The organism is Methylobacterium sp. (assembly GCF_019745455.1).
Classification (GTDB): domain Bacteria; phylum Pseudomonadota; class Alphaproteobacteria; order Rhizobiales; family Beijerinckiaceae; genus Methylobacterium.
In genome coordinates, this window is record NZ_JAIETD010000110.1 from 1 (window position 1) to 25,825 (window position 25,825).

A 25,825-nucleotide genomic window follows, 5' to 3' on the forward strand; every position below is an offset into this window, starting at 1 on the left:
GCAATCGGTGCAACACATTCCACACCAAGGGCTGGCTTGATGGCTTCGCCGACTCCACGCGATAATCCGGATAACCCTCTTTTGCGGCTTCTGGTTCCTCTGTGATCGGACATGTGCCTGCCCGCAAGATCGGGGCGGCCTCGTACGAGACGGAATCCGTGAACCGGGACGCAACCGCTCCGGTTCTTTTCCGTGCGTTACGCCGTTGCAACACCTTTTCTCATGATTTCAATAACTTAGGGACAAACAGGCAAGGTCTTCGGGAGGATTCGGCAATGCGGCGTCTTGGCCTGAACTATCTCCCGGGATCCGCTTTTCGGACAGTGTCTTACAGCCGTGCCTGGATCTTGCGCGCAAGGTCGCCGAGCCGCTGTTCGAGCAAGGTCGGGACCTCACAGACATAGGTCAGCGACTGGCTGCGTTCGGAGAAGATGCGCCGGTCCCAGTTGAACTGGGTTTCGAGGTCCGAATTCTCCTTGGCGACTTCGCGGGCATCGGCCGCGCTGGGACCGTCCTTCGTGGCGCTGATCTTCTCGGCCTCCTCGCGGATGCGCTCGGCCATGCGACGCTGCCCCTGCGCATAGCGCGTGATTCCGCTCATCACCCGGGCGCGCTCGCCGTTGATGACCTCGAAGACGCCGGCGAAGACACGAGTCAGGCGTTTGGCCTTCTCGGGGCCGGCTTTGGACGCGAAGTCGTCGAGGAGAGGGTCGACCTCCTTCAGCTCGGTGCGGCGGGAGGCGATCTTCTGCGCGAGGGAGGCAGCCTCGAAATCGTCGCCCCAGGAGCCGGCCTCTGCGAGGTCGGGACCGTTCCAGACCGAGCCCGGGCTCAGGGTCGGAACCTTGCGCTGGACGCAGGGCCAGTCGGGATCGGCCTTGGGCTGCGCGATGGCGGGTGCGCTCCCAGCGAGGAATGCGGCGGCGAGGAGGACGAGGTGACGACGGCTCATGAGGCTTCTCCGGCAGGACCCCCGCGCCGGGCCATGATGCCGCGGCCGGGATCGTAGGCGATGATGGCGAGGATGAAGACGACGATGGTGGTGCCGACCACGACGGCGCAGGCTACCGGCTCGAACTGGCCGTAGAGGGCGAAGCGCACGAGCTGGACGGCGTGGGTGAAAGGGTTGGCCATGCAAATGGCGTAGAGGGTCTCGGAGGATTCTCGGATGCGCCAGAGCGGGTAGAGCGCCGACGACGCGAAGAACATCGGGAAGATCACGAAGTTCATCACGCTGGCGAAGTTCTCGAGCTGCTTGACCATGGAGGACAAGAGGAGCCCGATCGAGCCGAGCATGAACCCCGCCGCGATGAAGGCCGGAAGTGCCGCCAGGTAGCCGATCGGCGGGATGTCGAGCTCCCAGTACCAGGCGATGGCGAGGAAGGCGTAGGCCTGGACCACCGAGACCGTGACGCCCGCGATGAGCTTGGCCAGCAGCAGGGTCCAGCGGGGATAGGGGCTCGTCAGCAGCACCTTCATCGAGCCGACCTCGCGGTCGTAGACCATCGAGAGCGAGCTCTGCATGCCGTTGAAGAGCTGGATCATGACCGCGAGGCCCGGCACCACGTAGACCTCGTAGAGCACGTAGGTCTGGTAGGGCGGCTCGATCGAGACGCCGAGGGTGTTGCGAAACCCGGCCGCGAAGATGAACAGCCACACCAGCGGCCGCACCAGCGCCGAGAAGAATCGTTCCTTCTGGTTGAAGAAGCGCAGCAACTCCCGGCGCACGATGCCCGACAGGCAGATCAGGTAGCCGACCGCGTCGAGGCGACCGAGATGGGGAACCGGCGCGGCCTTGTCCTGCACGGCGGGGGGAGCGGCTGGCGCCAGGGTCGGTGTGGTCATGCGGCCTGCTTCACCGGGTCTGCCACGAGGCGCCGGAAGGCGGCCTCCAGGGTCTCGCCGTCCTGTGCGATGCCGCCGGCCGTGCCGCGGGCGATGATACGGCCCCGGTGCAGCACGACGGCATCGTCCCCGGCCTCGATCTCCTCGAAGATATGCGTCGCCCACAGGACCGAAAGCCCCTCCTCCCGCACCAGGGCGCGGACGATGGCGACGATGTCGGCGCGGGATTCGAGGTCGAGGCCGACGGTGGGCTCGTCGAGGAGGAGGAGACTGGGCTCGTGGATCAGGGACCGGGCGATCTCGATACGGCGCGACTGGCCGCCCGACAGGGTGCGGATCTTATCGCCGCGCCGGTCGGCGAGGCCGACCCGGTCGAGCAGCGTCGCGATCCGGGCCTTGGCGATCCGCCTCGCAATGCCGTGCAGGCTCGCGTGGTAGAGGAGGTTCTGCTCGACGGTCAGGTCCGTGTCGAGGGTGCGTGCCTGGAACACGACGCCCATCCGGGCCAGCGCCCGGGAGGGCTCGCGGTCGAGCCCGTGCCCGAAGATCGCGACTCGCCCGTCCTGGTTGGCGTAGAGCCGCGTGATGACCGAAAACAAGGTGGTCTTGCCGGCGCCGTTCGGGCCGAGCAGCGCCACGAAGCGGCCGCGCCCGACGCTCAGCGAGACGTCGGACAGGGCCGCCCGGCTGCCGAAGCGGTGACTGACCTGCGAGACCTCGAGGGCGGGCGCCTCGCTCATTTGCCCAGCGCCCGCTTGGCGTCGCCGACCGCATCGAGGCATTCGTCGAACTCGCCTTCGCCCTGCTCGCGCTTGGCGACCCGAAGAGCCTTCTTGAGCTTGGCCTGGACCGCCTCGGCCGCATTGGCGGCGAGCGACGCCTCGATCATCGTGATGCCCTCGTCGCAGGCGGCCTTGTCGTCGGCCAGGACCGGCGCGGCCGAGAGGACGGCGAGAACGAGAGCGAGGGGAATAAAACGCATGGTCAGGCTCCGGTCTACTTGACGATGAACTTGCCGGTCATGCCCTTGGCCTCCAGCCCGCGCACGGACCAGGGATATTCGCCGGGCTTGATCGCCACGAACTCGATGGCGATCTCGCCGGGCTCGTCGAACTCGAAATGGTCGGGCGGGCCGCCACCATGGATCTCGAGGTGCTGGATCACGATCTGGTTGAGCCAGATGTAGCGAAAGAACTCGCTCGCGTAGAATTTGTATTCCTGCCGGCCCTTGGCGACGATGCGCAGGCGGTAGGCCTTTCCGGATTCGAGCTCGATCTCCTTGTTCTCGACGACGTAATCGTTCCCCTCCTCATTGCCGAAGACGAGGTCCGGCAGGTTCTGGCGCTTCTTCGTGAGGTCGAGGGCGGTCGCCGTTCCGGCGGCCAGCAGGGCCGCCAGGCACAGGCCGGCGAGCCGAAACATCGATGTCATCCGTCGTTTCCTCTTCGTGCGCCGCCTTGTGGCGGTCGCGGCTGACGCAGTGCGCGTCTTGTTCAGTTCGGCGAGACCGCCACACCCCAAGGCAGCAATCCGACCGGGATGCTTTTCACCACCTTGCCGGCCTCGACGTCGATCACCGAGACGTCGTTCGACGTGCCGTTGGTCGAGAACAGGAGCTTCTGGTCGGGCGTGAAGGCGAGTTGCCAGACCCGCTGGCCGACGGGCAGGTACTTCTCGACCTCGTAGGTCTTGGCATTCACGACGGCGACGCGGTTGGCCGGCCCGAGCGCGACGAAGGCCTTCGACCCGTCCTTGGTGATGCGCACTCCGACCGGCTGGATCGCCTCGTCGGTCACCGCCGGGATCTTGAAGGTGATCTTCTTGATCACCTTCCGGCTCGCGACATCGATGACGCTGATGGTTCCGCCGACCTCGGCCGAGACCCAGAGGAGCTTGCCGTCGGTGGTGAACTCGGCGAAGCGCGGCCGCGCATCCACAAGAACATTGTCGATGATCTGGTGCGTCGCCGTGTCGATGAAGTGGGCCATGTTGGTGGTCTCAGAGGTGTTCACCAGGATCTTGCCGTCCGGTGACAAGCCCATGCCCTCCGGCTCGACTCCGACCGGGATCTCGGCCAGCACCTTGTTCTTCTCGATGTCGATGACCGTGACCTGGCTGTCGTCCTCGTTGGCGACGTAGAGCGGGTTGCCATCGGGACCGAGGATGAACTGCTCCGGGTCCGGCCCCGAGCGGAGCGACCGCAGGATTTTGCCGGTCGCGGTGTCGAGGACGTCGATGCGGTCGTCGTCGGATGCGCAGACGAACAGTTCCTTGCCGTCCTTGCTTGTGGTGACGCCCCGCGGGCGCCGCCCCGTTTTCCAGGTGCCGGTCACCGCGAGCGTCGCCGAGTCGATGACGCTGACGGAGTTGCCCTTCTCGTTGGTGACGTAGACCATGTAGGCCTCAGCCGGGCCCGACGCATCCAGGGCCAGCCCGGCGAGGGCTGCGAACCCGATGCCGGCAATCTTGCGGCTCATCTGTCTCTCCCTTGGCGACGGCACGCTTTGATCGCGCGCATTCTGTCTCTTCGCCCGTTGTAGGGCAGTTCCGGATCGGCGACAGGGCTCAATCGCCGAGGCAATACAAGCGCATCGCCGCAGGTGCTTCTTCTCAGCGCAGCTTGCAGGCCGTCTCCGGTTGATCGACGCCGAGCGTGTCGAGGGGTGTGCGCTGGTGGATGAAGCCCTGCTCGGGCGCCACCGAGACCATCGCCTTGGCCTGGGCGACCACGATGGGCTGGCGCAGCTGCTGGTCCCAGGGCCGATAGCTCAGGGACACGCCCTTGTAGGCCGGCAGGCCGAAAGCGGGATCCTTGAAATACGGCACCAGCACCGCCGGATCGGCGGTCTTCTTCTGCGTCGCGGCCTCGCCCACCGTGCGGATCGCGGCCCAGACCTGGTAGTCGAGGGGCCGCATCAGCCGCCCGGCCAGGCGCCGGAACCGGTTCTGCGCCTGGGCGGCGCCCCAGGTCTCCAGGGTCGGGTGCCAGGTGGTGGCGATGAGCCCCTGCGTGCCGGCGACAGGCCGCGGGTCGACGGTCCGGAACGGGACGTAGTCGCCCCAGTCGTTGGCCTCGTCGGCGACGATGGCGAGCTCGTAGTCGAGGCCCCGTGTGAACACCATCGCCTCGGCGCGGGTCGGCGTGTCGCCGCGCGCCCGCGCCAGCGGGCCGAAGGTCCAGGGCTTCTCCGCCGAGATCTTGAGCGAGAACTTCTTCGCCGAGTTCTTGAACGCCTCGGCATAGAGCCGGTCGGGCTCGTTCGGCCCGACGATGAGGAACATCTTGGTCCAGCGCATCAGGCGGAAGAACTGCGCCAGGGCGTCGGTCTGCATCGCCCGGCTCGGGATCACGTGGAAGACGTTGGCCCGGCACTCTGCGGCTCGGAGCACATCGTCGGGGGCTGCGGTGTTGAACACGGTCACGCCCTCAGCCTTCACCGCGTCCGACACCGCCAGGACCTCCGCCGCCGGCAGGGCGAGGACGAGGTAGCGGATGCCCTTGGCCGCAAGGTTCCGCGCCGCCGTGACCGCGGCCTCCGTGCCCTGCTCGGAGGTCAGCGCGACCTCGTCGAGGGCGTAGGTCTGCTTGGTGAAGCGGCCAGTCGTGTTGTTGTCGCGCACCGCCATGCGGCCGCCGGCGACGCCCTCGTCCTCGGGCACCGCTTCGGCGTCGTAGGAGGCGGGGGCAGGCTGCGTGCGATAGATCAACCCGATATGGGTCTCGACCCCGGCGGGAGGGGCTGCGGAGGGTTCCTGAGCCGCGGTGAGCCCCGGCGCCAGGCCGGCCAGGAAAAGCCCCAGAGAGGCGGCGAGGAGAGGTCGGGAGGAGGTCAGCATGCGGCCGGCACGCTAACAACATTGCGCATCTCCGCTCAACGTCGGAAGTATGAGCGAAGCCTAAGGAACCGCGCCCTCCCGGTTTGCAGCGTCCGGCCCTGGCTGCCACACCGGCCGCCGCCGGAGGATCTGCGTTGCCAAGGGACGCGGCGGATCTATCTGTCTTAAGCCCAGCCGCGATGATAGGCAGGAGACGCCATGAACCCGCGCATCACGGTCCTCGCCCTTGCCCTCGTCCTTCCAGGAGCCGCCCATGCGGCCCCCGAGAAGGCCGCTATCTTCGGGATCGAGCTCAACGACCCCAACGTCGTCGGCGGCCGGAAGGCGAGGCCCGACGAGGTTCGTCGCCTCGGCCTCGTCACCGATGAATTGCGCAAGACCCTTTCCGGTACCGTCGAGCCCGTGGAGACGGCGCCGCAGGCGGCCGAGATCGCCAAGCAGGCGCCGCTCTTCAAGTGCGACGGCTGCGCGGCCACGATCGCCAAGTCGCTCGGCGCCGATCTGGCCGTGACGGGCTTCGTCGACAAGGGCTCGAACCAGATCTTCAACCTCAACGTCGCGATCGCCGATGCCGCCACCGGCAAAGTCCTGCGCGCGGGACAGGTGGTGATCCGCGCCGACACCGACGACACCTGGGCTCACGCCATGCGCTGGGTGGTGAAGAACCGGCTCCTCGCCGAGCCGTTGCCGAACAGGTCGTAGAGACGGCAATCGAGCCGCCATCGTTCCTCCCCGCAAGAGCGAGGAGAGGCGCCACACCGAAACATCGTAAGATTCAAAAACAGTGCTGACCTCCTTCGATCCAACCCGTACCGGCCCTGCACTCCTCGTCAGCGTCCGCGATGCCGACGAGGCCGAGCTTGCGGCCCTGGCGGGCGCCGACCTCGTCGATGCCAAGGATCCGGATCGGGGTGCCCTTGGCGCCCTTTCGCCGGACCTCGTTGGCGCGATTGTCACGCGGGTCGGGGGGCGCGCCCTCACCAGCGCGGTCGCCGGTGAGCCTGCGGATGCCGAGACATTGCTCGCGAGCGTCGCGGCCATCGCCGACACGGGGGTCGATTACGTCAAGGTCGCACTTCCCCCTGGATTAGACGACGCTACCCTCTACGAAGTTGCGGCTATGGCGCCCGGCCGCGTGATCGCAGTGTTCTTCGCTGAGCGTCCGATCGCTCCCGATGCCGTGATGCGCCTCGCGCGCACCGGCTTCGTCGGGGCGATGATCGACACGGGGGCCAAGGGTGGCCGGCGCCTGACCGACCATCTCCCCCTTCCCGCCTTGTCCGCCTTCGCGGCCGCCTGCCGCGTGCATGGGCTGCTCTCCGGCCTAGCCGGATCGCTCGCGCTCTGTGACGTCTCGGTGCTCGCCGGCACCGGCGCGCACTATCTCGGCTTCCGGGGCGGTCTCTGCGTCGGGCAGGACCGCAGGGCCGGACTCGATCCCGACCGCGTCGCCGCGACCCTCGGCGCCCTGCGCGCCCATGGCCGGCGGGACGCCGCCTGATGGCCGCGCCGCTCACCGTCGTGAAGATCGGCGGCAGCCTGCTGACGGATCGCCTGCGTCTCCGTGCCCTTCTCACGGCTCTCGCCGAGGGAAAAGAGGGCCGCTGCGTGATCGTGCCGGGAGGCGGGCCCTTCGCCGAGGCGGTGCGGGTCTCGCAGGCGGCGGCGGGGTTCGACGATGCCCTCGCCCATCGCCTTGCTCTCGACGCCATGGGCCGCATGGCAGAGGTCTTCGCCGCCATCGAGCCGCGCCTTTCCATCGCCAGGACCGTGGAAGCCTGTGGCGCGGGCGCCATCTGGGATCCGGTCGCGCTCAGAATCGGTCATCCCGACATCGCCGAGACCTGGGCCGTGACCTCGGACAGCCTCTCCCTGTGGCTTGCCACGACCCTGCTGGCCGATCGCTGCATCCTGGAGAAGTCGATCGATCGGCCGGCGGGCGCCAGCAATGCCGACCTCGCGCGCCTCGGCCTCGTCGATGCCGCCTTCCCCGGGTTCGCCGACGCCTATCCCGGTACGATCATCATCCGAGGGCCGTCCTTCGCCGACAAAAGGGCCGCCGCGTGAGCGCGACCGAGCACCTCGTCTTCATCACCGGCAAGATGGCGAAGGCGCGCCTGGAGAAGGTCGCCGCTACCCTGCCGCCTGATCGCTTCGCCTGGAGCATCGCCGATGCGGGAGTGAAAGTCGCGGCCCTGATGACAGAGGAAATCATCCGGAGACGCGTCACCATGCCCGAAGGCGCCACCCGCATCATCCTGCCGGGCCGCTGCCGCGCCAACCCGGAGGCGCTGGCGGCGCATTTCGGAATTCCGGTCGAGCGCGGCCCCGACGAGGTCGTCGACCTGCCGGCCCATCTCGGCCTGGCCGGCCGCAAGATCGATCTGTCGCGGCACGATCTGCGCATCTTCTCCGAGATCGTCGATGCCTCGAAGATGACGCCCGACCAGATCCTGGCCAAGGGCCTCGATCTTGCCCGGCGCGGGGCCGACGTGATCGATCTCGGCGGCCTGCCCGACACCGATTTTCCGCACCTCGAAGATTGCGTGCGCCTGCTCAAGGGCGCCGGGCTCAAGGTCAGCGTCGATTCCTTCTCTCTCGAGGAACTGACCCGCGGGGCCAGGGCCGGGGCGGATTTCCTGCTCAGCCTGAACGAGGAGACCCTCGACCTCGCCTTCGAGACCGATGCCGTGCCGGTGCTGGTGCCGATGCGGCCCGACGACCTGCCCTCCCTCGACCGCGCCATCGAGCGGATGGAGAAGGCCGGGCGCCCCTACATGGCCGATCCGATCCTCGAGCCGATCCATTTCGGCTTCGTCGAATCGATCACCCGCTATCACGAGATCCGGCGGCGTTGGCCCGGCATCGAGATGATGATGGGCACGGGCAACCTCACCGAACTCACCGAGGCCGACAGCCTCGGCGTCACGGCGCTCCTCGTCGGCATGTGCTCGGAACTCGCCATCCGCAACGTGCTCATCGTCCAGGTCTCGAACCATACGAGGCGCACGGTGGAGGAGCACGACGCGGCGCGGCGCGTGATGTTCGCCGCCAAGGGCGACGCGGCCCTCCCAAAAGGCTACGGCCGGGAGCTTCTGGCACTTCACGACAAGCGCCCCTTCGTGCAGACCCCCGACGAGATCGCGGCGCAGGCGGCCGAGGTGCGCGACCCGAACTACCGCATCGCGGTGACCGAGGACGGCGTCCACGTCTACAACCGCGCGGTTCACGAGGTCGGCACCGACGCGATGGCGTTCTTCCCTCATCTCGACGTGGCCAGCGACGGCGCCCACGCCTTCTATCTCGGCGGCGAGCTCACCAAGGCCGAGACCGCCTGGCGGCTCGGCAAGCGCTACGTGCAGGACGAGCCCCTGCGCTGGGGTGCCGCCGCCGATGCGGAGATCGAGGACACCACGGCCTTCAAGAAAGCGGGCCACACGAAGCATTCGGGACCGGACGCACTCTCCCCCGCCGCGACCGAGCAGGTCTCAGGCGAGCGGGCGCCCGAGGGCGGGCGGATCGTCTGCGGTAAGCTCGTGCCGGCGGGGGAGAGCTGAGCCGGTGCCGCTGATCCTCGAGACCGTGGTGACGACGCGCTCGCCCGACGGCAGCGTCCACCTCGTGCCGTTCGGTCTGATCCAGGACGGGGCGGAGTGGGTGCTGGCGCCGTTCCGGCCCTCGCCGACGATCCTGAATCTCGACGCCTCGCCGGTCTTTGCCGCATCGAGCCCGCGCGACGTAAGGGTCATCGCCGGCGCGGTCACCGGCCGGCGCGACTGGCGCACCGTCCCCTGCGACGTCATTCCGGGCGTCAGGCTCGCCGAGAGCTTCGGCCATGCCGAGTTCGAGGTGATCGCCGTAGAGGAGGACGAGACCCGTCCGCGCTATCGCGGCCGGATGGTCCACACGGCCAGCCACACGCCGTTCATCGGCTACAACCGGGCGCAGGCAGCGGTTCTGGAGGCGGCGATCCTGTCGACGCGCCTGCACATGCTGGACTCGGACAAGATTCTGACCGAGATGCGCTACCACGCCATCGCGATATCCAAGACAGCCGGGCCTGCCGAGCGCGAGGCCTGGGACTGGATCGAGGACAAGGTCGCCGCCGCCCTGGGGCGGACCGACCGTGTCCTTGCAAACCCCGACGCCGCAGCCCGAGACGCGGCCCTGAGGAGAAACCCATGAAAGTCATGACGCTGGCCGCCGTGGCGGCGCTCGCCGCGGTGTCCTTCACCGCCCAGGCCCACGGTCCGACCCGCCAGAAGGTCTCGGAGACGATCGAGATCAACGCGCCCGCCGACAAGGTCTGGGCCGCCGTCGGCAACTTCCAGGACGCGAGCTGGATTCCCGTCGTCGAGAAGACCGAGGGCAAGGGCGGCAACGAGGCCAAGGCCACCCGCGTGCTGACGCTCAAGGGCGGCGCCACGGTCGAGGAAGAGCTCGGCAAGTACGATGCCGAGAAGAAGAGCCTCATGTACCGGATCACCAAGGTCGATATTAAGACCCTGCCGGTGAACGATTATTCCTCGACGATCGAGGTTGCGGGCGACGGCGCCAAGACCAAGGTGACGTGGCGCGGCGCGTTCTACCGCGGCTACATGAACAACGATCCGCCGGCCGACCTCAACGACGAGGCCTCGAAGAAGGCGGTCCTCGGCCTCTACAAGGCCAGCCTCGAGAACCTCAAGGCCAAGGTCGAGAAGGGCTCGTGAGCCTACCGCGGCCGGCCCTTGCTGCCTTCGCCGCATTGATCGCCCTTGCCCCCGCCGCCCTGGCGGCGGAGGCCATCGTCACCGTCCAGGGGTCCAACGCCGTCGAGGTGGTGGACCTCGACGCGTCCCGCGTCGTCGCCACGATCCCGGTACCGGGATCGCCGGCCGGGGTCGCTCTCTCACCCGACCGGGCGACCGCCTACGTGACGAGGCCGGACGGGCCGGGTCTCGCGGTGATCGACCTCGCCGCGAGGCGGGTCACCGGCCTCGTGCCTCTCCCCGGCGGCCCGCTCGGTATCGCCGTGAACCCGGTCTCGGGGGCAGTCTACGCCGCCGATTGGTACGCCGCCCGCGTCTTCGTTCTCGTGACCAAGGACGGTGCACTCACCCTCGACGGCGAGATCGCCACCGGCGCCTCGCCCTCCGGCATCGCCGTGACGCCCGATGGCGCCACGATGCTGGTGGCGAACCGGGAGGACGATTCGGTCTCCGTCGTCGATGCGAAGACCCGGCGGGAGAGCGCCCGCCTCAAGGTCGGCCATCATCCCTTCGGCATCACCCTCGATGCGACCGGCTCGCGGGCCTACACCGCCAACGTCACCGGCAACGACGTCTCGGTGATCGACGTCGCGGCGCGGCGCGAGATCGGACGGGTCAAGACCGGGGACCGCCCCTACGTCGTCGCGCTCGCCGGCGGGCGCGGCTTCGTCACCGATCAGTACGGCAACACAGTCACCGTGTTCGACCTCGCGACGCTGGCCCCGGTCGCGACGATCGATGTCGGCGACCATCCCGAGGGGATCGCGGCCTCGTCAGACGGGAAGCGGCTCTACGTGGCCAATTGGGGATCGAACACCCTGAGCGTGATCGATGCCGCGACGCTCGCGGTGATCAAGGACATCGCGGTCGGTGACGGCCCGCGGGCCTTCGGCGATTTCCTGCGCTAGCTCTCGCCCTCACGCCGCTTCGGGCGGCCCGCTCGGTCCCTCTTCCGCCGGCGAGTTCAGGATGTCCTCCAATTCGTCCACCAGCATGTCGATCTGGTCCTGCGTCGCCAGCACCTTCAGGGTCTGGCCGCCTTCGGTGGCGAGGGCCAGTTCGATATGCCCGCCGGAGCGCGAGGCGAGGATGCGGGCGAGTTTCTGGGTCTGGCTCATGCGAATCTCCGGGACGGATCAAGGCGAGGTGCGGGCGAGCAAGCCGACTGCCACGGCCGGGCCGCAGGTCGAGGCCCACTCGGCGCTCCCCCCGTCAACCAGATGCGGCGCGATAAGGTCGGTCAGCGCCACGCTGTCGCGGCCGAGGCGCCGGCCGAGGCGCTCCGAGAGGAAGCCTCCGGCGCCGCAGACGACGAGGGGCGCGTCGCCGGGCATGTCGGGGCGCGACAGAAGCAGGGCCGCCGCATCGTGGAGCAGGCGGAGTTGCGTTTCGACGAAATGCTCGGCGAGCGCCTTCCATTCGGCCGATCCCGCCTCGCCGTGGTCGCGGCCGATCATCCGGGCAAGACGGGTCTCGCTCTCTGGGAGGGACTTGCCCTTGAGGTCGGCGCTGTCCTGCTGGTCGGCCTGCTCGGGTAGGTCGCCGGTGAGGCGGTAGATGTCGGCTGTGGTGGCGAAGATCTCGGCCATCAGAGCCGCGCGCCGGCCGCGGAACGGGGCGTATCCCGTCAGCGCCAGGAGCGGCGTGCGCACGACGCCGGTATAGACGAGCTCACCCGTCTCGAGGCGCTCGGCATCGCTGTAGCCGGACGCGGCGGGGCGGCCGCCGACGACCGGGATGAGGTCGGCCGTCGTCGAACCGATATCGACGAGGAGGGCCGCCTGGCGGTGAAGGCCGACGAGCGCCGCGGTGGCATGCCAGTTCGCCGAGGCGATGTCCGGGGCGGCCGTGGCTGCGCCGCCCGGCGGCAGAAACCCGGCGCGCCCGCCATAGATCGAGACCGATCCCCGCAGGGAAGCTGCCGCCCAGGCCGAGATCTGCGCGACCCCGTCGGTCCTGTCGGCGAAGCAATCGGTCAATTCGCCCGTCATGGTGACGACGTGCCTTGCCGGCGAACGAAATACCTCCGGCAGTCCGCGGTAGGTCGCCTCGAGGGCACTCACGCCCTCCCACATCCGGCATGGCACCTGGACCACTCGCCCGACTTGGCCATCCCGGATGACGGCCGCCTTGACATGGACCCCGCCGAGATCCCAGCCGATCACCGGCGTTGTCGTGGCTGCTGACGGCTCTGGCACGGATCGAACTCTGGGGACGAGGGCGGATGAAGCAAGGATTCGAGGTGATCCCGGTGATCGACCTGCGCCACGGCGTCGTCGTGCGGGCGCGGGCCGGGGACCGCCCCAGCTATGCCCCGATCGTGACGCCGTTGGCAAAGGGATCGGAGCCCCCAGACGTCGCCTGCGCGCTGATCGCGGCAACCGGTGCGACGATTCTCTACGTCGCCGACCTCGACGCGATCATCGACGGCACCGCGCCCGATCTCGCGAGCTTGCGGCGGATCGCGGCGTCCTGCCCCGGCGTGACGCTCTGGGTCGATGCCGGCTTTTCAAGGATGGAGGGCGTGGCGAGCTTCCTCGACGAAGGTCTCGGCCGGCCAGTGATCGGCAGCGAAAGTCAGGAGGACGCGACGCTCGTCGCGGCGCTCGGCGACAGGGCCGTCTTCTCCCTCGACACGCGGGGCGACGAGGTGCTCGGGCCGTCCGCGCTCCATGCTGATCCGAGCAAGTGGCCTGGCGACGTCATCGTCATGACGCTTGGCCGCGTTGGCGCCGGCACAGGGCCGGACCTCGCGCGGCTGGAATTCCTCGTGGCGATGCATCCTCATCGACGCTTCTACGCGGCCGGAGGCGTGCGGGGGCAAGGCGATATCGAAGCCTTGAAGAGGATCGGTGCCGCAGGAGCCCTCGTCGCATCGGCGATCCATGATGGAACTCTCGCGCGCTGAGGCAGAGACCCAAAAAGAATGGGGCGGCCGAAGCCGCCCCATTTTAAAGGTTCATCGTCCGAGGAAGATGGAAGCCAGTCGCTGGAGCAGGCCCCGCGGTACGGGCGGAGGCTCGCTCTGCCCAGGACTGTCCCCGATCTAAGCGTTCGCGGCGAAGGGGTGCGAGGCCGAGTTGCGCTGCTCGGTGACGGTGCGAGCGTTGGGCTCGCCCTTCACGGCGCGCTCGATCGAGAGCTTGGTGGCCTCGTAGTTGTACTTCTGGATCTTGGCGTCGTCGGCCGCTTCCCAGTGGATGAACACGCCGACCAGGATGAACAGGTCGTCGGCTTCGTCGGCCGGGATGGTGCCTTCGGCAACCGCGTCCTGAACGGCCTTGGCGACGCCGTGCTGGGCGGGGCCGAACATCTGGACGGCCTGACGGGCGTCGTTGATGGTGACCTTGTTGAACATCAGGGTGTTGGGCTTGCACGGCAGGTTCGGCGCGATGACCGCGAGCAGGCTGGTGAAGCCATGCTTGTTGTTCACGAGGCCGTTGGCGAAGGCGGTCTCAGCCGGCGAACCGCGCGGTCCGATGATCAGATCGATGTGGGCGACCTCGTTGCCGTCGCCGACGAGAGCCTCGCCGACCTGCAGCTTGGTGATCTTTGCCATGTGGGGTTTCTCCCAGGAGTCTTGAAAAGGTGACCGCCCTAAGGGCAGGCGCGGCCGGAAGCCATCCTTGTTCACGGCGTCCAGCCCTTGAGGCCGGACCGGTTAGCCCGGATCGCGGCGCGGACCCTACTCTGGCGACTCGCGCGGAACAACCCGAGTGCGGCCGAGATTGCGCCGAATTATCGGGCAGTCGGACCCTGACGCGGGGCTGGGTTACCCGTTTTGTTGGAAACGCGCCCAATTGCCTGCGCGAAGACGGGAAATCGGTGCCGAATCACCTGACCGGCCTGGTCACGATGTCGAGGAACAGGGTTGCGACGGTGAAATCGGCGCTGGTGCCCGGATTGATCGCCGCTGCCTTGAGTGCCGAATCGTGGGCGAGAAGTTCGGCGACCGGATCCATGGCGAGGTCGACGGACAGGAGTGCTCGCGCCTCGGTACGAACGAGTTCGGCCCGCTCCGGTCCATGCTTCCTGGCCACGTGGCTATCGGGGAAGGCGGCGAGATAGGCGAGGAAGACCGCTGTGGTGGTCCATGGCGGAGCGAGGCCCCCGGCCCGCGCCGCAGCCAGCGCCGGCAATCCGACCCTCACCACGTCCTCGAAACCGGAGACGTAGGCCCTGGCGATGCGGTCGCGCGGGGCGGCTTCCTTCATCGCCACCATCAGGGAAGGCGGCGCCGGGTCGTTCACGTCGTGCTGAGCCGCCCGACCGAGGCCGCCGGGATTTGCCGCGCGGATCGCGGCGAAGACGTCGGCCGCATCCTGCGCATCGAGCCCATTGAGGATGTCCTGAACCACGACGCCACGCTCGGCGGCGAGGGCCAGGGGCGCGCAGAGCAGCAAGATGCCGAGATTGGTGTTCTGGCCGACTGCCCGCATCGTCGCCTCGACGCCACCGAGCACCCTGGCACCGACGCCTGCTCCGGCTCGAGCGAGATGCGGGGCCGAGACCGCGGCGCTTGTCACGAAATCCGTGACCGCCATGCGGTGGCCGGCGGCAAAGGCGTGGACGTTGCCGGGTTTGAGCGCGTCGAGCTCGGCGAGGCAGCTCGCCTCGTAAGCCGCCGCGATCGTAGTAGGCGGGAGGCCGAGATTCACGCCACCACCAGCCGCGGCGGCCGGGCCGCTCTCACGGCGTTGAGGAAGCCGCGTGCCACGCTGAGTGCGATATCGACATCCGTCACCTTCTGAAGGCCGGACCAGGCCGGCATCGAGTTGGCTTCGAGCACGAGATAGCCGCCCTCCCCGTCCTCGACGAGGTCGATGCCGGTGTAGTCGACGCCGATCGCTGCGGCGGTACGCTCGGCGAGTTCGACCGCCCTGGCCGGCATCGCCCAGGGCAGCGGCCGGCCGCCGCGATGGACGTTGGTGATCCAGCCGTCGCCCTCGCGGATCATCCCGGCGATGGCCCGCCCCTCGCAGACGAACACGCGGAAATCACGCCATAGCCCGTCGCTGCGCGGAATGTAGCGTTGGAGATAGTAGACCCGCGATACGGCGGCCTCGTCCGGCAAATCCTCGGGGCGCTCGACGAGCTGCAGCCCCTCTCCTTGCGAGCCGAATAGCGGCTTCAGCACGAGCGGACGGCCTGGGGCCGCCTCGCGGGCGACGATCTCGGCCGCAGCCTCACGCTTCGAGACGACGAAGGTATCCGGCGTCGGCAGGCGGGCTCGGGCCATCAACAGGCTCGTCATCGCCTTGTCGACCGTCCGCTCGATCGCCACCGGAGGGTTCCACACGGTCGTGCCGGAGGCGACGAGGGCGTGCAGCACCCCGAGCCGCATCGTGGTCGCCTCGAAGGTGCCGCCGGCGATGGTGCGCAGCAGGACTCCGTCGGGAAGGCCGTCGGGGAAGCCCGGGACGCGCAGCGGCTCCGCCTCGCCCGTCCCGATGGCGACGTCGGCGAGGGAGAACAGCACCGGCTCCGCTCCGAGCGAACGCAGGGCCGCCAGCAGGCGCGCCTTGTGCCAATTTCCGTTATCGGCCGCGAGCCCGATGCGCATGGATGTGTACTCTGACGTCTCCCTCCCCTCTGCGGGGAGGGTCCATGACGGCGCGTTCAGCGAAACGACGCCTCGACCAGCTCCGGCATCAGCTTGCCGCCGCGGAAGCTCTCGCCGGTGGTCACGGAGGTGACGATGACCTCGGCCGGGCTGAAGAGGGCGCCGTCGATCTTGTAGAAGTCGCCGTTCACGCGGGAGAAGATGTCGGCGAATGGCGCGCCGTGATCGGCCGAGGTCGTGGAGGGAATCTGCTCGGCGAGCTGGCGCGCATCGGCCGCATCGGCCTCGACATAGAGCTGCACGCGTCCGCCATAGATGATGGCGTCGTTGGTGCGGCCCATCGCCTTGATGAAGTCCGGGTGCGGCGGCGAGAGCGGCGCCGAGCCGATCCCATCGACGATCTTGTGGAGGTCGAAGCCAACGGTGTGGGCCTTGTGCAGGGCAACTTCCAGGACGCGGGCGACGACCTGTGTCGAGCCGGCCATGCTCTGAGTCGGCGCGTAGATGAAGGTGACGCCGCTTGCCGTGAGGCCCGCCGCCTCGGCGACCTTGGCGACCACGGATGCCGGCGGCGCGCTGGCGCCCTCGAGGACGAGGGCGATGGCCGAGGCGCTGTCGCGGTAACCGAGCTCCTTGTAGAGATCCTCGACCACGGCGACCGCACGGCCGGGTCCGGAGCCGAGGGCGAAGAAGTCGGAGCCGCCGTCCTCGTCGGCGAGGCTCCAGCCGGCATACTGGCTGCCGAGGCAGGCGAGGACGGGATCTGCGGAGTGGACGATCACCGAATAGGGCCAGGCGGAGATCGGCCCGGTCGGCGCGATGGTGACGGTGCCGAGTCCCCCGAGGCAGATCTCGGCGATGCGGCGTCCGGCCTCGATCGAGCCCCGAACCTTCGCCCCCGCATCGATCATGCGGGCACCATGCTCTGTCGTGACGGCCAGGCGTAGAGCCTCGGCATCGGCCACCAGGCGCTCGACGAGCGGCGCGGTGAGTGCGTTGAGGCTCGGACTGGTGCGGAGCGGGCCGGTATGGGTCGTGGTCATCGCTGGGTTCCCTCAATGTCGAGGCGGGCGCGGAGCCGTTCGGCCCTCTCCCGCAAGGTCGTTCTCGCCGCGTCGGCATCCCTCCCCGTGGCGACGATCGTGCAGAGCGGCGCTCCCCGCGCGACGGAGGAGCCGGCGCGGGGGCGGTCACGCACGTGTTCGGGCCAGCAGAGGGAGGGCACCGGGGCGTAGTTGGTGGTCGCGTAACAGATCTGCGCGGCCGCCGCATCCATCGGCGGCGGGTCCAGCGTCACGAGGGTGCCGAGGCTCGCCGCGATATGCGCCGACAGCAGGGGTCGAGCGCGGCGGTCGAGGACGTCGAGGGTGGCGCCTGGGCGGGGATTGATCTCCGTCAGCCACCAGGACTCGCCCTCGACCAGGATGTCGGCGCTGGCGAGGCCGCGCAGGCCGGTCTCTGCGACGATGGCTCTCGCCGCCCGCGTCATCGCCTCCACGACGCTCGTGGCAAGCAGCGGTGGCGCATCCCGCGCCTCCTCGACGGCGCCGCCGTAGCGGTAAGGCCGGATCGGCGACGGATCGCTCCATTGCGCGGTGATCCCGACCACGGACAGGTTACGGCCATCGGCGAGGAAGGAGAGGGCATGGGCGCTGCCGGCCACCCGCTGCTGGAAATATGCGCCCGGTGGAGCTTTCCCCGCCGTCGCAGCCCTGACATGGCTGCCGCCCGAGCCGCCGTCTCGCTTGAGCAGCCAGCCTCGGCGGTCTCTCACGGGATCGCGCGTGACGGCAGGATGGGGAATGCGGAGGCGTCCGCAGAGAGCCGCGAACCTCATCGGGTTCTTGAGGGCCGCCACCGCTTCCGCCGGTGCCCCGAGGATCCGATGGCGTGTGGCGATGGCGGCGATCAGGTCAGGGGCGTCCTCGAAGCCGCTTCCGAGCACGATCCCGAGGATCGGCCGATCGCTCAGTTTCGCCAGCGCCTCGATCTCATCGAGGCATTGCTCGCCGCCGAGCCGCCCGGCGCCGAACCGCCCCTTCGCCGATCGGTGCTGGGATGCGAGCGCGAGGGTGTCGGCATCGCCGAACAGGTCGAGGACGAGGGGAACGAGCCCGGCGCGCCTGGCCGCCTGCGCCAGGGCGCGGCCCGATTGCGCCGCGATGAGGACGGCGCCGTGATCGTCGCTCAGCCGGCGACCTCGACCGCGAGGGTATAGGCGTCGCGGAAATCGAGGATGAGCGCCTCGTCGCTCGCCAGCATCCGCCGGAACAAGCGGCTCTGCGTCTGGTACTTGACGTTGCCGACCGCGAGCGCGCCGATGCCGATGCCCTTGCCCGTGGGGAGCGGAACGTCGACGGCGTTGACGTCGATGCCGGCGATTCCCGCCGGCGGCACCGCGTTGACGTCGGAGGCGACGAGGAGCTTGGGCGCCGATTCGAGATCCTCGGCCGAGAGGATCGGAATGCCCGCGGGGCCGGCCGAGAGGATCACGTCGGCGTCGCGGATCGCCTCGCGCCGGGCCTCGGGAGTCGAGCCGTCCACCGCGCCGACCTCGATCCCGAAGCGCCACTTCATGGTGAAGGCGATCTTCGACACCCGCTCCTCGCCGTCATGACCGACGAGAACGGTCTTGGCGCCGTTGAGCGCGCCGATCACCGCCGCCACATAGGCGACGACGCCTGCCCCGCCGAAGATCACGATGCGCTTGCCGGCAAGGTCGGTGCCGAACTTCGCCTTCAGGGCGCGGGTCACCTCGGCGACCATCGCGGCGCCGGTGGTGAAGGAGCCGGCCGGGTCGGCGATGATGTGGTTGGCGAAGGGCGGCACCAGCGCCTTCTTGGCGCGATCCATCATGTCGAGGGCGTCCTCGGCGTTCTTTCCGCCGATGAAGATGCCCGTGCGCACGCCGTCCTGCGGGGCGCGCGAGAAGATCGAATCCTGCACCAGCGAGGTCACGTCGGGCAGCGTGACGTTCTCGTAGGTGGCGACCGTCTCGAAGCCGGCATCCACGGCCATGTTCACATCGAACGGGCTCATGTGCTTGAGCGGCGTCAGCATGTGGAGAATCGAGCGGGCCATCGTGGTCATCCTTGAGAGTCGCGGCTTCGCTGCGTCGCCGGTCAGGCGGCTGCGGGCGATTCAAAATCGTCGGGCTTGCGCGGTCAAGCGCGGCCGGGAACGCAACCTTGCAACGCGGATGCTTAAAGCGAGGTGACCGTCGCGCCGCTGTTTCGCCCGCGGGCGACGACGAAGCGCAACGGGCCTCGCGGCCCGAGTTCGGCGACGAGGGCCTGCGCCTGCGCCTCCGACGCCACCAGGGCGAAGCCCGTGGGTCCCCAGGAGCTCTGCCCGTAGCCGGCGATCCCCTTCGCGGCGATGGCGTAAAGAGCCTCTGCAACCCGTGGGCTCGCGTAACGCCCGCCCTGATGCGGAGCGAAATGATCGCCGATGAGTCGCTGGATCCTGCTGATGCCGCTGCCGAAGCCTTCGAGCTCGGCGGTCGCCAGTGCTGGCAGGACCTGCATCAGCACGATGCGGCAGATCTCGGCGGCCTGGTCTTCGGGAAAGCGCGGCAGGTCGCGGAACGCCTCGACCTCGCGGCTGCCATGCACCCCGGTCATGCCCTCGTCGAGGATGAGGATGATGCGCCAAGCCTCAGGGTAGGGCAGCCGCGCCACCACGGGCGGCGGCGCGCCTCCGGCATCGCGCCCGCCATCCACGATGACGCCGCCCTGGGTGAAGGCGGCGAGGCCGACTCCGGAGCGGTTGCCGCGATCGAGAGCATCGGCGAAGTCCGCGGGTGCGAAGGGCCGTCCGTGGAGGGCGGCCAGAGCCGCCGCGACGCTCAGCGCGAGCTGCGTCCCGGATCCGAAACCCGCATGGGGCGGGATTGCCTCCTCGATCCGGATCGCGAGGTCGGAAGACAGGCCGAGATGTCCCGCGGCGGCGTGGACGTAGCCGCGCACGCGTTCCGCCTCCTGCCCCTCGACGGCGAGGGCGCCCGCACGTTCGGCGACCAATCCCACGGCCGGCGTGTCGACGGCAACGCCGATGCTCCCGAAACGCCGCCCCAGCCCTCCATGCAGGTCGAGGAAACCGAAATGCAGGCGGGCCGGAGCCTTGACCCGAACGCGGCTGGGCAAAAACTCCGGGACCTCCATTCCGACGATCCCCTAAAACCGATCCCCGGCGCCGACCCCGCGCCGAGCGGGCTTCTCCCACGGAGCGGCGCGGGCTCGCAAGCGGGCTCGTGTCGAACTGACGGTTCGGAACGATCCGGTCGATGGGCCGCCGATCCCCTGGGCCGAAATTGCAGGTCTGGACTTGCTTGCGGCGTTGCGCGAATGCAAACGTCGCCGCAAAGGCAGACCGGCGATGCCGGTATGCTGCGATCGGGCCCGACCTGCTGGGACGGCTCTGCGGCGCGCCGACGAGAACAGCCGGCGGCGCCGAGTAGCGTCCGTTTCCGAATAGGTGAGGATGATGGCAGCCTGGGTGAAGGGTGGCGCGACCGACGCCGACGCGGCGATTGAGGCGGCGGCCCATCTCTTCGCCTCCGCGAAGGTGCCGGTGGTGACGGGGCTCTGCGCCGACGTCGGCGCCCTGCGCGCAGCCTACGGGCTGGCCGGCGTCATCGGCGCGTCTCTCGATCCGGTGGCAGCCCCTTCCCTCTATGCGGAACTCGGCGTGCTGAGCCGGACCGGCGCGATGGGGACGACCCCAGCGGAAGCCGTCGGCCGGGCCGACCTCGTCGTCGTCGTCGGCAATGCCCCATGGGATCGCCCCTTCCTGCAGGACATCGCCGCCGCCAAGCCGCGGCGAGGGCGGGCCGCTGGCTCCGAACGCACGATCCTCTCGCTCGGAGGGCCGAGCAACGGCCAGATCCGTCACGTCGCCTATCCGGTCGAACCCGGCGGGCTCGCGGTGTCCATCGCCCAGCTACGCGCCTTTGCCAAAGGCCATCTCGCCGGCGAGACCGCCTATGCCGACCTCGCTCGCCGGCTGGTCGCCGCTCATTACGGTGTCGTCGTCTATGAGCCTGGAGAGGTCGGGGAGCTCGGCGTCGAGATGCTCCAGGGCCTCGTCAAGGACCTCAACGACGTCACCCGCTTCTTCGCCCTGCCGTTGGCCGACCCGTTTCAGGGGCGGGCCCTGATCCAGGTCGCGGCCTGGACGACCGGGCAGGCGCCGAGCACGGGATTCGGCCGTCATGTGCCCGAGCACGATCCGTGGCGCTTCGACGGCGCCCGGCAGGTTCGCGAGGGCGAGGCCGACGCCGCGCTCTGGCTCTCCTCCCTCCCCTCCCCTCGGCCGGACTGGCTCGCCTCCCTCCCCTCGGTCGCGATCGTCGGCGAGGGTAGCGCGAATGCCACCGGCGACACGGCCGAAATCGTGATCGCCGTCGGCGTCCCCGGCGAGAGTACCGGCGGCACCCTCTGGAACGAGCGCCGGGGCACCCTCACCCACAGCTCCGCCGCGGGTCAGCCCGCCGCGTTGACGGCCGGTGCCGTCCTCGACGCGATCCGCGCGCGCATCACCGCGAAGGACAGCGCCGCATGCTGACGCTCATCAAGGGTGGGCGGGTCATCGACCCCACTGCCAGCCGCGATGCGGTCGGCGACGTCTGGATCGAGGATGGACGCGTTGTGGCGCCCTCCGATCGCACGCCCGACAACACCATCGATGCGGCCGGCTGCGTCGTGATGGCCGGAGGCGTCGAGGTCCACTCGCATATCGCCGGCGGCAACGTCGTGCTGTCTCGCCTGCTTCTGCCCGACCTCTATGCCAGCGAGTCGGCGCCCGAAGGTCACCCTTTCGCCCATGCTGGCGGCTCGGCGGCCTGGATCGGCGCCAACTACGCACGGATGGGCTACACCACCGCCGTCGAGCCGGCGATGCCGCCCTCGAACGCGCTGGCGACCCAGCTCGAGCTCGCCGACATCCCGCTCCTCGACAGGGGAGCCCTCGCCGTGATGGGCAACGACGACCAGCTTCTTGAATTGCTGCGCCAGCGCGAGGGCGCCAATGCCGTCCGCGACCTCGTGGCGCTCACCGTCGCGACCTCGCGGGGCCTCGGCGTCAAGTGCATCAATGCGGGCGGCGCCTCTGCATTCAAGGATGGCGCGCTCAAGCTCAGCCTCGACGACGAAATCCCGGTCTACGGCCTCTCGACCCGGAAGATCATGGGCGCGCTCCTCGACGCCGTCGAGGAGATCGGCGTGCCGCACCCGCTGCACGTCCATTGCAACAATCTCGGCATTCCCGGCGCCGACGATTCGTTCGTCGCAACGCTCGAAGCGGCGGAAGGGCGCCGCATCCACTTCGCCCACGCCCAGTTCTACGCCTACGGCCTCTCCGAGCCGGGCAACCCGGCGGGCGGCTTCCGCTCCGCCGCGGAGCGGATTGCCCAGGCGATGGAGAAGCATCCGAACGCCACCTACGATGTCGGCCAGGTCGCCTTCGGGCAGACCGTGACGATCTCTCTGGACATCCTGCGCCAGTTCGGCGGCCGCAAGGGCGCCAACCCGAAGAAGTGGATCCTCAATGCCGGCGATGCCGAGGGCGGCGGCGTGGTGCCGTTCCTCTACAAGCCGCGCGGCCCCGTGAGCTCGCTGCAATGGGCGATCGGCCTCGAGATGATGCTGCTCTCGAACGATCCGGAGCGCACCATCCTCACCACCGACCACCCGAATGGCGGACCCTTCACAGAGTATCCGCGCATCATCCACTGGCTGATGGACAAGGAGGCCCGCGACCGCGAGATCGCGAGCCTGCACAAGGTGATCGGCGAGCGCTCCGGCCTCGGTTCCATCGAGCGCGAATACACCTTGTCGGAGATCGCGCAGCTCACCCGGTCCGGGCCGGCGAAGCTCCTCGGCCTGACCGATCGCGGCCACCTGCGCGAGGGCGCACGGGCCGACGTGGCGGTCTATCGCGACGACCGCGACCGCACGGCGATGTTCGCCCGCGCCAAGCTGGTGCTGAAGGACGGAGAGGCCATCGTCGAGGACGGCGAAGTGGTGAACTGGCGCTCCGGCCGCACCCTCGAACTGAGCGTCGAGTCCGACAAGGCGATGGAGAAGCGCACCGACGCCTATCTCGAAGACCGTTTCGGCACCGGTCTCGACAGCTTCGCGGTGCCCGACGAGGCCTTTGCGGGTCACGACGTATTCGAGGACGTGGCATGCCGGGCATGAAGCGGGTTGGCCGGCACGAGCGGACGATGTGGCGTGAGATTCGGTGGCCGAGATGACTGATTTCACCCTCAATGGCATCACCGTCATCGACACCTTCGCCGAGGCGTTCGACGTCGCCGGCACGGCGCTGATCATCACCAACGACACGGCGAAGTGGGCGATGATCGCCGCCGTAACGATGACGGGGTTCGCGACCTCGGTGATCGGCTGCGGCGCCGAGGCCGGGATCGATTGCGAATTGTCTCCGGACGAGACCCCCGATGGTCGTCCCGGCGTGCGTGTCCTCCTGTTTGGTTTCGAGCCGAACGGACTGAAGGACCAACTTCTCAAGCGCGTCGGCCAGTGTATCCTCACCTGTCCCGGAACGGCCTGCTATGCCGGCGTCGACGGGCCCCACAAGATCAAGCTCGGCGGCGCGATCCGCTATTTCGGCGACGGCTTCGCGGTGGCCAAGCGCCTGCCCGACCCTGCGACCGGCAAGGGCCGGCGCTACTGGCGCATCCCCGTGATGGACGGCGAGTTCCTGTGCGAGGATTACGTCCGCGCCGTCGACGGGGCGGTGGGCGGCGGAAACCTGCTCTTCCTTGGGCGCAACCATGCCGAGACGCTGAAGGTCGCGGAGATCGCGGTCGATGCCGCCCGCTCGGTGGCCGACGTGATCCTGCCCTTCCCGGGCGGCATCGTCCGCTCGGGGTCGAAGGTCGGCGCCCGCACCAAGGGCATGATGGCCTCCACCAACGACGCCTATTGCCCGACTCTGAAGGGCCGGGCCGGTTCGGAGCTCGCCGCCGAAGTCGGCGTCGTGCTGGAGATCGTCATCGACGGCCTGACCTCGCGCTCGGTCGCCGAGTCGATGCGGGCGGCGCTTCACGCTTCGACGGAAGCCGGCTCCGCGCACGGGCTCGTCGCCGTCACGGCCGGCAATTACGGCGGCAATCTCGGTCGCCACCATTATCACCTCAAGGACCTGCTCTCGAAGGAGCCGGCGAGCGAGGCGGGAGCAGCATGAGCACCCTCACCCTTCGCCAGGAGCCGCCCGAGCGGCTCGACCTCCTCAACATCAATCCCCTTTCGCTCGGCGGCCTCTCCGAAGCTGAGGCGGCCAAACTGCCGGTCGGCACCAGCCGGCGCGGCCTGACGCTGGGCGATTGCTTCACGATCCGCCTCGACGGCTCCGATACCCTGACGATCGAGGGAGGCTCCTCGCGTCTCGACCGGGTCGGCGCATCGCTCGATGGCGGCACCATCCGCGTCGAGGGCGATGTCGGCCAGCGGCTCGGCGCCGGCATGGCCGGGGGCACCCTCACCGTCACCGGCTCGGCTGGGCCTTACTCGGGTTCCGGTGCCAGCGGCGGCACCATCACGATCGAGGGCGATGCCGGGGATCATGCCGGCGGCGCGGTCTATTCCGCCAAGGCCGGCCTCGACGGCGCCACCCTGGTGATCCGGGGACGCGCCGGCGACCATCTTGGTGACCGCATGCGCCGCGGCATGCTCCTCGTCGGGGAGGCCGGCGCCTATGCGGGCGCGCGCATGATCGCCGGCACCATCGCCGCGACGCGCGTCGGCGACCATCCCGGCTACGGCATGCGCCGGGGAACCATCCTGGCCGGCGCCACCGGCGCCCTCTCGCCAACCTTCGTGGAGACAGGGACGCACGACCTCGTCTTCCTGCGCCTCCTTGCCCGCTCGCTCCGGGCCTTGAGCCCAGCCCATGCCGACCTCGCGGCCGGCGCCCTCAAGCGCTATTCGGGCGACCTCGCGACGTTGAGCAAGGGCGAGCTCTGGGTGGCGGCCGGCTGAGCGCTTCCGTCGCTGGGCAGTCGGGATCTTTTCCCGGCAACGGATATTGCCTTGTCATGGCGGTTCGCCGACCATCGGCCCCGCCGCACGGTGACGCCATCGCCAGACGGCGACGATGTCCTCCGTTAGGCGAGGTGCCACCATGTTCCTGCTCCTTTCCATCTGCCTCGTGGCCCAGCCCGACCAGTGCCGCGAAGACCGGATCAGCATGTCGTTCGAGGCGAGGAGTCCGTTCGTCTGTCTGCGTCACGCCCAGAGCACTCTCGCGGCATGGCAGGCCGAGCATCCGGAATGGCACGTCGCCCGCTGGCGCTGCGCCGCGCGCGGCAGCCTTCCGAAGGACCTCTGAAGCGGCATCGCGCTCGTTTTCCCAGCCACCCAGATTTTCAAGCCCCTTGGCGCGATGACGCCGGGGTGACACTGTCCCGTCCTGCTAAGGCACGGTCGGTGACAGCATGCGTTCGCTCAAGGTCCGGTTCGCCCTGCTGCTCGGTGCGACCGCCCTCCTCGTGATCCTGGCGGCCCTCGGGGTACTCGCCGCCATCGGCGCCGCGGAACGGGCCATCGACCGGACTCTCGCGGCGCAGGGTCGTCTCGAACTCCTCGTCGAGTTGTCCGGACGGATGACCCAGTACGGCCTCGCAGCCCTCGAGACCGTCAGCAATCCCGATGCCCAGCCCGAGGGCCTGGCCCTCGCGCGGACCAATGTCGACAAGGCGCTGACGGCGGTCGACGAGTCCCTGGGCAAGACTATCGCGGCAAGCGACGACCCCCTCGACAGGACACTCTACGCCGCCCGGACGCGCCCCATGGCGCAGCTTCGCTCG

General features: G+C 68.9%; 29 protein-coding genes and 1 pseudogene. 14 read left to right on the forward strand and 16 right to left on the reverse strand.

Translation table 11 applies throughout. The features are described from left to right. Positions 1–328: 328 nt before the first annotated feature. The 7 genes from K2Y56_RS19805 to K2Y56_RS19835 all read right to left on the reverse strand — a co-directional run bounded on the left by K2Y56_RS19805 (position 329) and on the right by K2Y56_RS19835 (position 5,682). On the reverse strand, positions 329–952 hold the full coding sequence (locus K2Y56_RS19805; protein WP_292511558.1) for a hypothetical protein: 624 nt from the start codon (positions 950–952) through the stop codon (positions 329–331). After that, the gene (locus K2Y56_RS19810; protein WP_292511561.1) at positions 949–1,845 is read right to left on the reverse strand and encodes an ABC transporter permease; all 897 of its coding nucleotides are present in this window, start codon (positions 1,843–1,845) and stop codon (positions 949–951) included. Before K2Y56_RS19810 ends, K2Y56_RS19805 begins: the two co-directional genes overlap by 4 nt. Beyond that, complete coding sequence (locus tag K2Y56_RS19815; protein ID WP_292511564.1) at positions 1,842–2,585, reverse strand: ABC transporter ATP-binding protein; 744 nt, start codon at positions 2,583–2,585, stop codon at positions 1,842–1,844. The genes K2Y56_RS19810 and K2Y56_RS19815 overlap by 4 nt, the downstream gene beginning before the upstream one ends. Beyond that, a complete protein-coding gene (locus K2Y56_RS19820; protein WP_292511567.1) occupies positions 2,582–2,827 on the reverse strand; it encodes a hypothetical protein in 246 nt (81 codons plus the stop codon). The genes K2Y56_RS19815 and K2Y56_RS19820 overlap by 4 nt, the downstream gene beginning before the upstream one ends. 14 nt (positions 2,828–2,841) lie before the next feature. Then, positions 2,842–3,276 carry a hypothetical protein gene (locus tag K2Y56_RS19825; RefSeq protein ID WP_292511570.1) on the reverse strand — a complete coding sequence of 145 codons (435 nt, stop codon included), beginning with the start codon at positions 3,274–3,276 and terminating at the stop codon, positions 2,842–2,844. 62 nt (positions 3,277–3,338) lie between these two features. Further along, positions 3,339–4,322, reverse strand: a complete 984-nt coding sequence (locus K2Y56_RS19830) for a YVTN family beta-propeller repeat protein (RefSeq protein WP_292511573.1) — start codon at positions 4,320–4,322, stop codon at positions 3,339–3,341. Between the two features lie 133 nt (positions 4,323–4,455). Then, the gene (locus tag K2Y56_RS19835) at positions 4,456–5,682 is read right to left on the reverse strand and encodes an ABC transporter substrate-binding protein (protein WP_292511577.1); all 1,227 of its coding nucleotides are present in this window, start codon (positions 5,680–5,682) and stop codon (positions 4,456–4,458) included. Positions 5,683–5,880: 198 nt separating this feature from the next. Between K2Y56_RS19835 and K2Y56_RS19840 the strand changes: the two genes are divergently transcribed. From K2Y56_RS19840 to K2Y56_RS19870, 7 genes are all read left to right on the forward strand, one after another. Then, positions 5,881–6,384: a DUF3280 domain-containing protein gene (locus K2Y56_RS19840; RefSeq protein ID WP_292511580.1), complete on the forward strand. Its 504-nt coding sequence runs from the start codon at positions 5,881–5,883 to the stop codon at positions 6,382–6,384. Positions 6,385–6,469: 85 nt separating this feature from the next. Further along, the gene (locus K2Y56_RS19845) at positions 6,470–7,183 is read left to right on the forward strand and encodes a (5-formylfuran-3-yl)methyl phosphate synthase (RefSeq protein WP_292511638.1); all 714 of its coding nucleotides are present in this window, start codon (positions 6,470–6,472) and stop codon (positions 7,181–7,183) included. Next, positions 7,183–7,749 carry a uridylate kinase gene (locus K2Y56_RS19850; protein WP_292511583.1) on the forward strand — a complete coding sequence of 189 codons (567 nt, stop codon included), beginning with the start codon at positions 7,183–7,185 and terminating at the stop codon, positions 7,747–7,749. The genes K2Y56_RS19845 and K2Y56_RS19850 overlap by 1 nt, the downstream gene beginning before the upstream one ends. After that, complete coding sequence (locus tag K2Y56_RS19855) at positions 7,746–9,239, forward strand: DUF6513 domain-containing protein (protein ID WP_292511586.1); 1,494 nt, start codon at positions 7,746–7,748, stop codon at positions 9,237–9,239. Before K2Y56_RS19850 ends, K2Y56_RS19855 begins: the two co-directional genes overlap by 4 nt. A 4-nt stretch (positions 9,240–9,243) precedes the next feature. After that, positions 9,244–9,867 (forward strand): DUF447 domain-containing protein, encoded by a 624-nt coding sequence (locus K2Y56_RS19860; protein ID WP_292511589.1) that lies wholly within the window; start codon positions 9,244–9,246, stop codon positions 9,865–9,867. Beyond that, positions 9,864–10,394: an SRPBCC family protein gene (locus K2Y56_RS19865; protein WP_292511592.1), complete on the forward strand. Its 531-nt coding sequence runs from the start codon at positions 9,864–9,866 to the stop codon at positions 10,392–10,394. Before K2Y56_RS19860 ends, K2Y56_RS19865 begins: the two co-directional genes overlap by 4 nt. Further along, complete coding sequence (locus K2Y56_RS19870) at positions 10,391–11,341, forward strand: YncE family protein (protein ID WP_292511595.1); 951 nt, start codon at positions 10,391–10,393, stop codon at positions 11,339–11,341. Before K2Y56_RS19865 ends, K2Y56_RS19870 begins: the two co-directional genes overlap by 4 nt. 9 nt (positions 11,342–11,350) lie before the next feature. Here the strand turns inward: K2Y56_RS19870 and K2Y56_RS19875 are convergent, their stop codons facing one another. Beyond that, the gene (locus tag K2Y56_RS19875; RefSeq protein WP_292511599.1) at positions 11,351–11,551 is read right to left on the reverse strand and encodes a hypothetical protein; all 201 of its coding nucleotides are present in this window, start codon (positions 11,549–11,551) and stop codon (positions 11,351–11,353) included. Between the two features lie 18 nt (positions 11,552–11,569). Next, positions 11,570–12,631, reverse strand: coding sequence for a hydantoinase/oxoprolinase family protein (locus tag K2Y56_RS19880; RefSeq protein ID WP_292511602.1), 1,062 nt, complete (start codon positions 12,629–12,631; stop codon positions 11,570–11,572). Positions 12,632–12,657: 26 nt separating this feature from the next. Here K2Y56_RS19880 and K2Y56_RS19885 point away from each other — a divergent pair, with 26 nt between their 5' ends. Then, the gene (locus K2Y56_RS19885; RefSeq protein WP_292511605.1) at positions 12,658–13,341 is read left to right on the forward strand and encodes a HisA/HisF-related TIM barrel protein; all 684 of its coding nucleotides are present in this window, start codon (positions 12,658–12,660) and stop codon (positions 13,339–13,341) included. A gap of 138 nt (positions 13,342–13,479) precedes the next feature. On the opposite strand, the gene fae is transcribed toward K2Y56_RS19885, so the two are convergent. From fae to K2Y56_RS19920, 7 genes are all read right to left on the reverse strand, one after another. Further along, positions 13,480–13,992, reverse strand: coding sequence for a formaldehyde-activating enzyme (gene fae / locus K2Y56_RS19890; RefSeq protein ID WP_292511609.1), 513 nt, complete (start codon positions 13,990–13,992; stop codon positions 13,480–13,482). A 274-nt stretch (positions 13,993–14,266) separates the two neighbouring features. After that, the gene (locus tag K2Y56_RS19895) at positions 14,267–15,091 is read right to left on the reverse strand and encodes a triphosphoribosyl-dephospho-CoA synthase (RefSeq protein WP_292511611.1); all 825 of its coding nucleotides are present in this window, start codon (positions 15,089–15,091) and stop codon (positions 14,267–14,269) included. Next, positions 15,088–15,996, reverse strand: a complete 909-nt coding sequence (locus K2Y56_RS19900; RefSeq protein WP_292511614.1) for a RimK family alpha-L-glutamate ligase — start codon at positions 15,994–15,996, stop codon at positions 15,088–15,090. Before K2Y56_RS19900 ends, K2Y56_RS19895 begins: the two co-directional genes overlap by 4 nt. A 56-nt stretch (positions 15,997–16,052) precedes the next feature. Then, positions 16,053–17,039: a methenyltetrahydromethanopterin cyclohydrolase gene (gene mch, locus K2Y56_RS19905; RefSeq protein ID WP_292511617.1), complete on the reverse strand. Its 987-nt coding sequence runs from the start codon at positions 17,037–17,039 to the stop codon at positions 16,053–16,055. Further along, on the reverse strand, positions 17,036–18,187 hold the full coding sequence (locus K2Y56_RS19910) for an ATP-grasp domain-containing protein (RefSeq protein WP_292511641.1): 1,152 nt from the start codon (positions 18,185–18,187) through the stop codon (positions 17,036–17,038). The genes mch and K2Y56_RS19910 overlap by 4 nt, the downstream gene beginning before the upstream one ends. Continuing rightward, positions 18,184–19,077 (reverse strand): NAD(P)-dependent methylenetetrahydromethanopterin dehydrogenase, encoded by an 894-nt coding sequence (locus K2Y56_RS19915; RefSeq protein WP_292511619.1) that lies wholly within the window; start codon positions 19,075–19,077, stop codon positions 18,184–18,186. Before K2Y56_RS19915 ends, K2Y56_RS19910 begins: the two co-directional genes overlap by 4 nt. Before the next feature lie 122 nt (positions 19,078–19,199). Next, a complete protein-coding gene (locus K2Y56_RS19920; protein ID WP_292511622.1) occupies positions 19,200–20,159 on the reverse strand; it encodes a beta-ribofuranosylaminobenzene 5'-phosphate synthase family protein in 960 nt (319 codons plus the stop codon). Between the two features lie 322 nt (positions 20,160–20,481). Here K2Y56_RS19920 and K2Y56_RS19925 point away from each other — a divergent pair, with 322 nt between their 5' ends. From K2Y56_RS19925 to K2Y56_RS19950, 6 genes and pseudogenes are all read left to right on the forward strand, one after another. Continuing rightward, the gene (locus tag K2Y56_RS19925; RefSeq protein WP_366849178.1) at positions 20,482–21,561 is read left to right on the forward strand and encodes a formyltransferase; all 1,080 of its coding nucleotides are present in this window, start codon (positions 20,482–20,484) and stop codon (positions 21,559–21,561) included. Beyond that, positions 21,555–23,195 carry a formylmethanofuran dehydrogenase subunit A gene (locus K2Y56_RS19930; RefSeq protein WP_292511628.1) on the forward strand — a complete coding sequence of 547 codons (1,641 nt, stop codon included), beginning with the start codon at positions 21,555–21,557 and terminating at the stop codon, positions 23,193–23,195. Before K2Y56_RS19925 ends, K2Y56_RS19930 begins: the two co-directional genes overlap by 7 nt. Positions 23,196–23,247: 52 nt before the next feature. Then, positions 23,248–24,204: a formylmethanofuran--tetrahydromethanopterin N-formyltransferase gene (gene fhcD / locus K2Y56_RS19935; RefSeq protein WP_292511631.1), complete on the forward strand. Its 957-nt coding sequence runs from the start codon at positions 23,248–23,250 to the stop codon at positions 24,202–24,204. Beyond that, positions 24,201–24,998 carry a formylmethanofuran dehydrogenase subunit C gene (locus K2Y56_RS19940; protein WP_292511632.1) on the forward strand — a complete coding sequence of 266 codons (798 nt, stop codon included), beginning with the start codon at positions 24,201–24,203 and terminating at the stop codon, positions 24,996–24,998. Before fhcD ends, K2Y56_RS19940 begins: the two co-directional genes overlap by 4 nt. A gap of 142 nt (positions 24,999–25,140) precedes the next feature. Continuing rightward, on the forward strand, positions 25,141–25,347 hold the full coding sequence (locus tag K2Y56_RS19945) for a hypothetical protein (RefSeq protein WP_292511635.1): 207 nt from the start codon (positions 25,141–25,143) through the stop codon (positions 25,345–25,347). Positions 25,348–25,453: 106 nt separating this feature from the next. Beyond that, positions 25,454–25,825, forward strand: a pseudogene (locus tag K2Y56_RS19950) (two-component sensor histidine kinase); the annotation flags it as partial.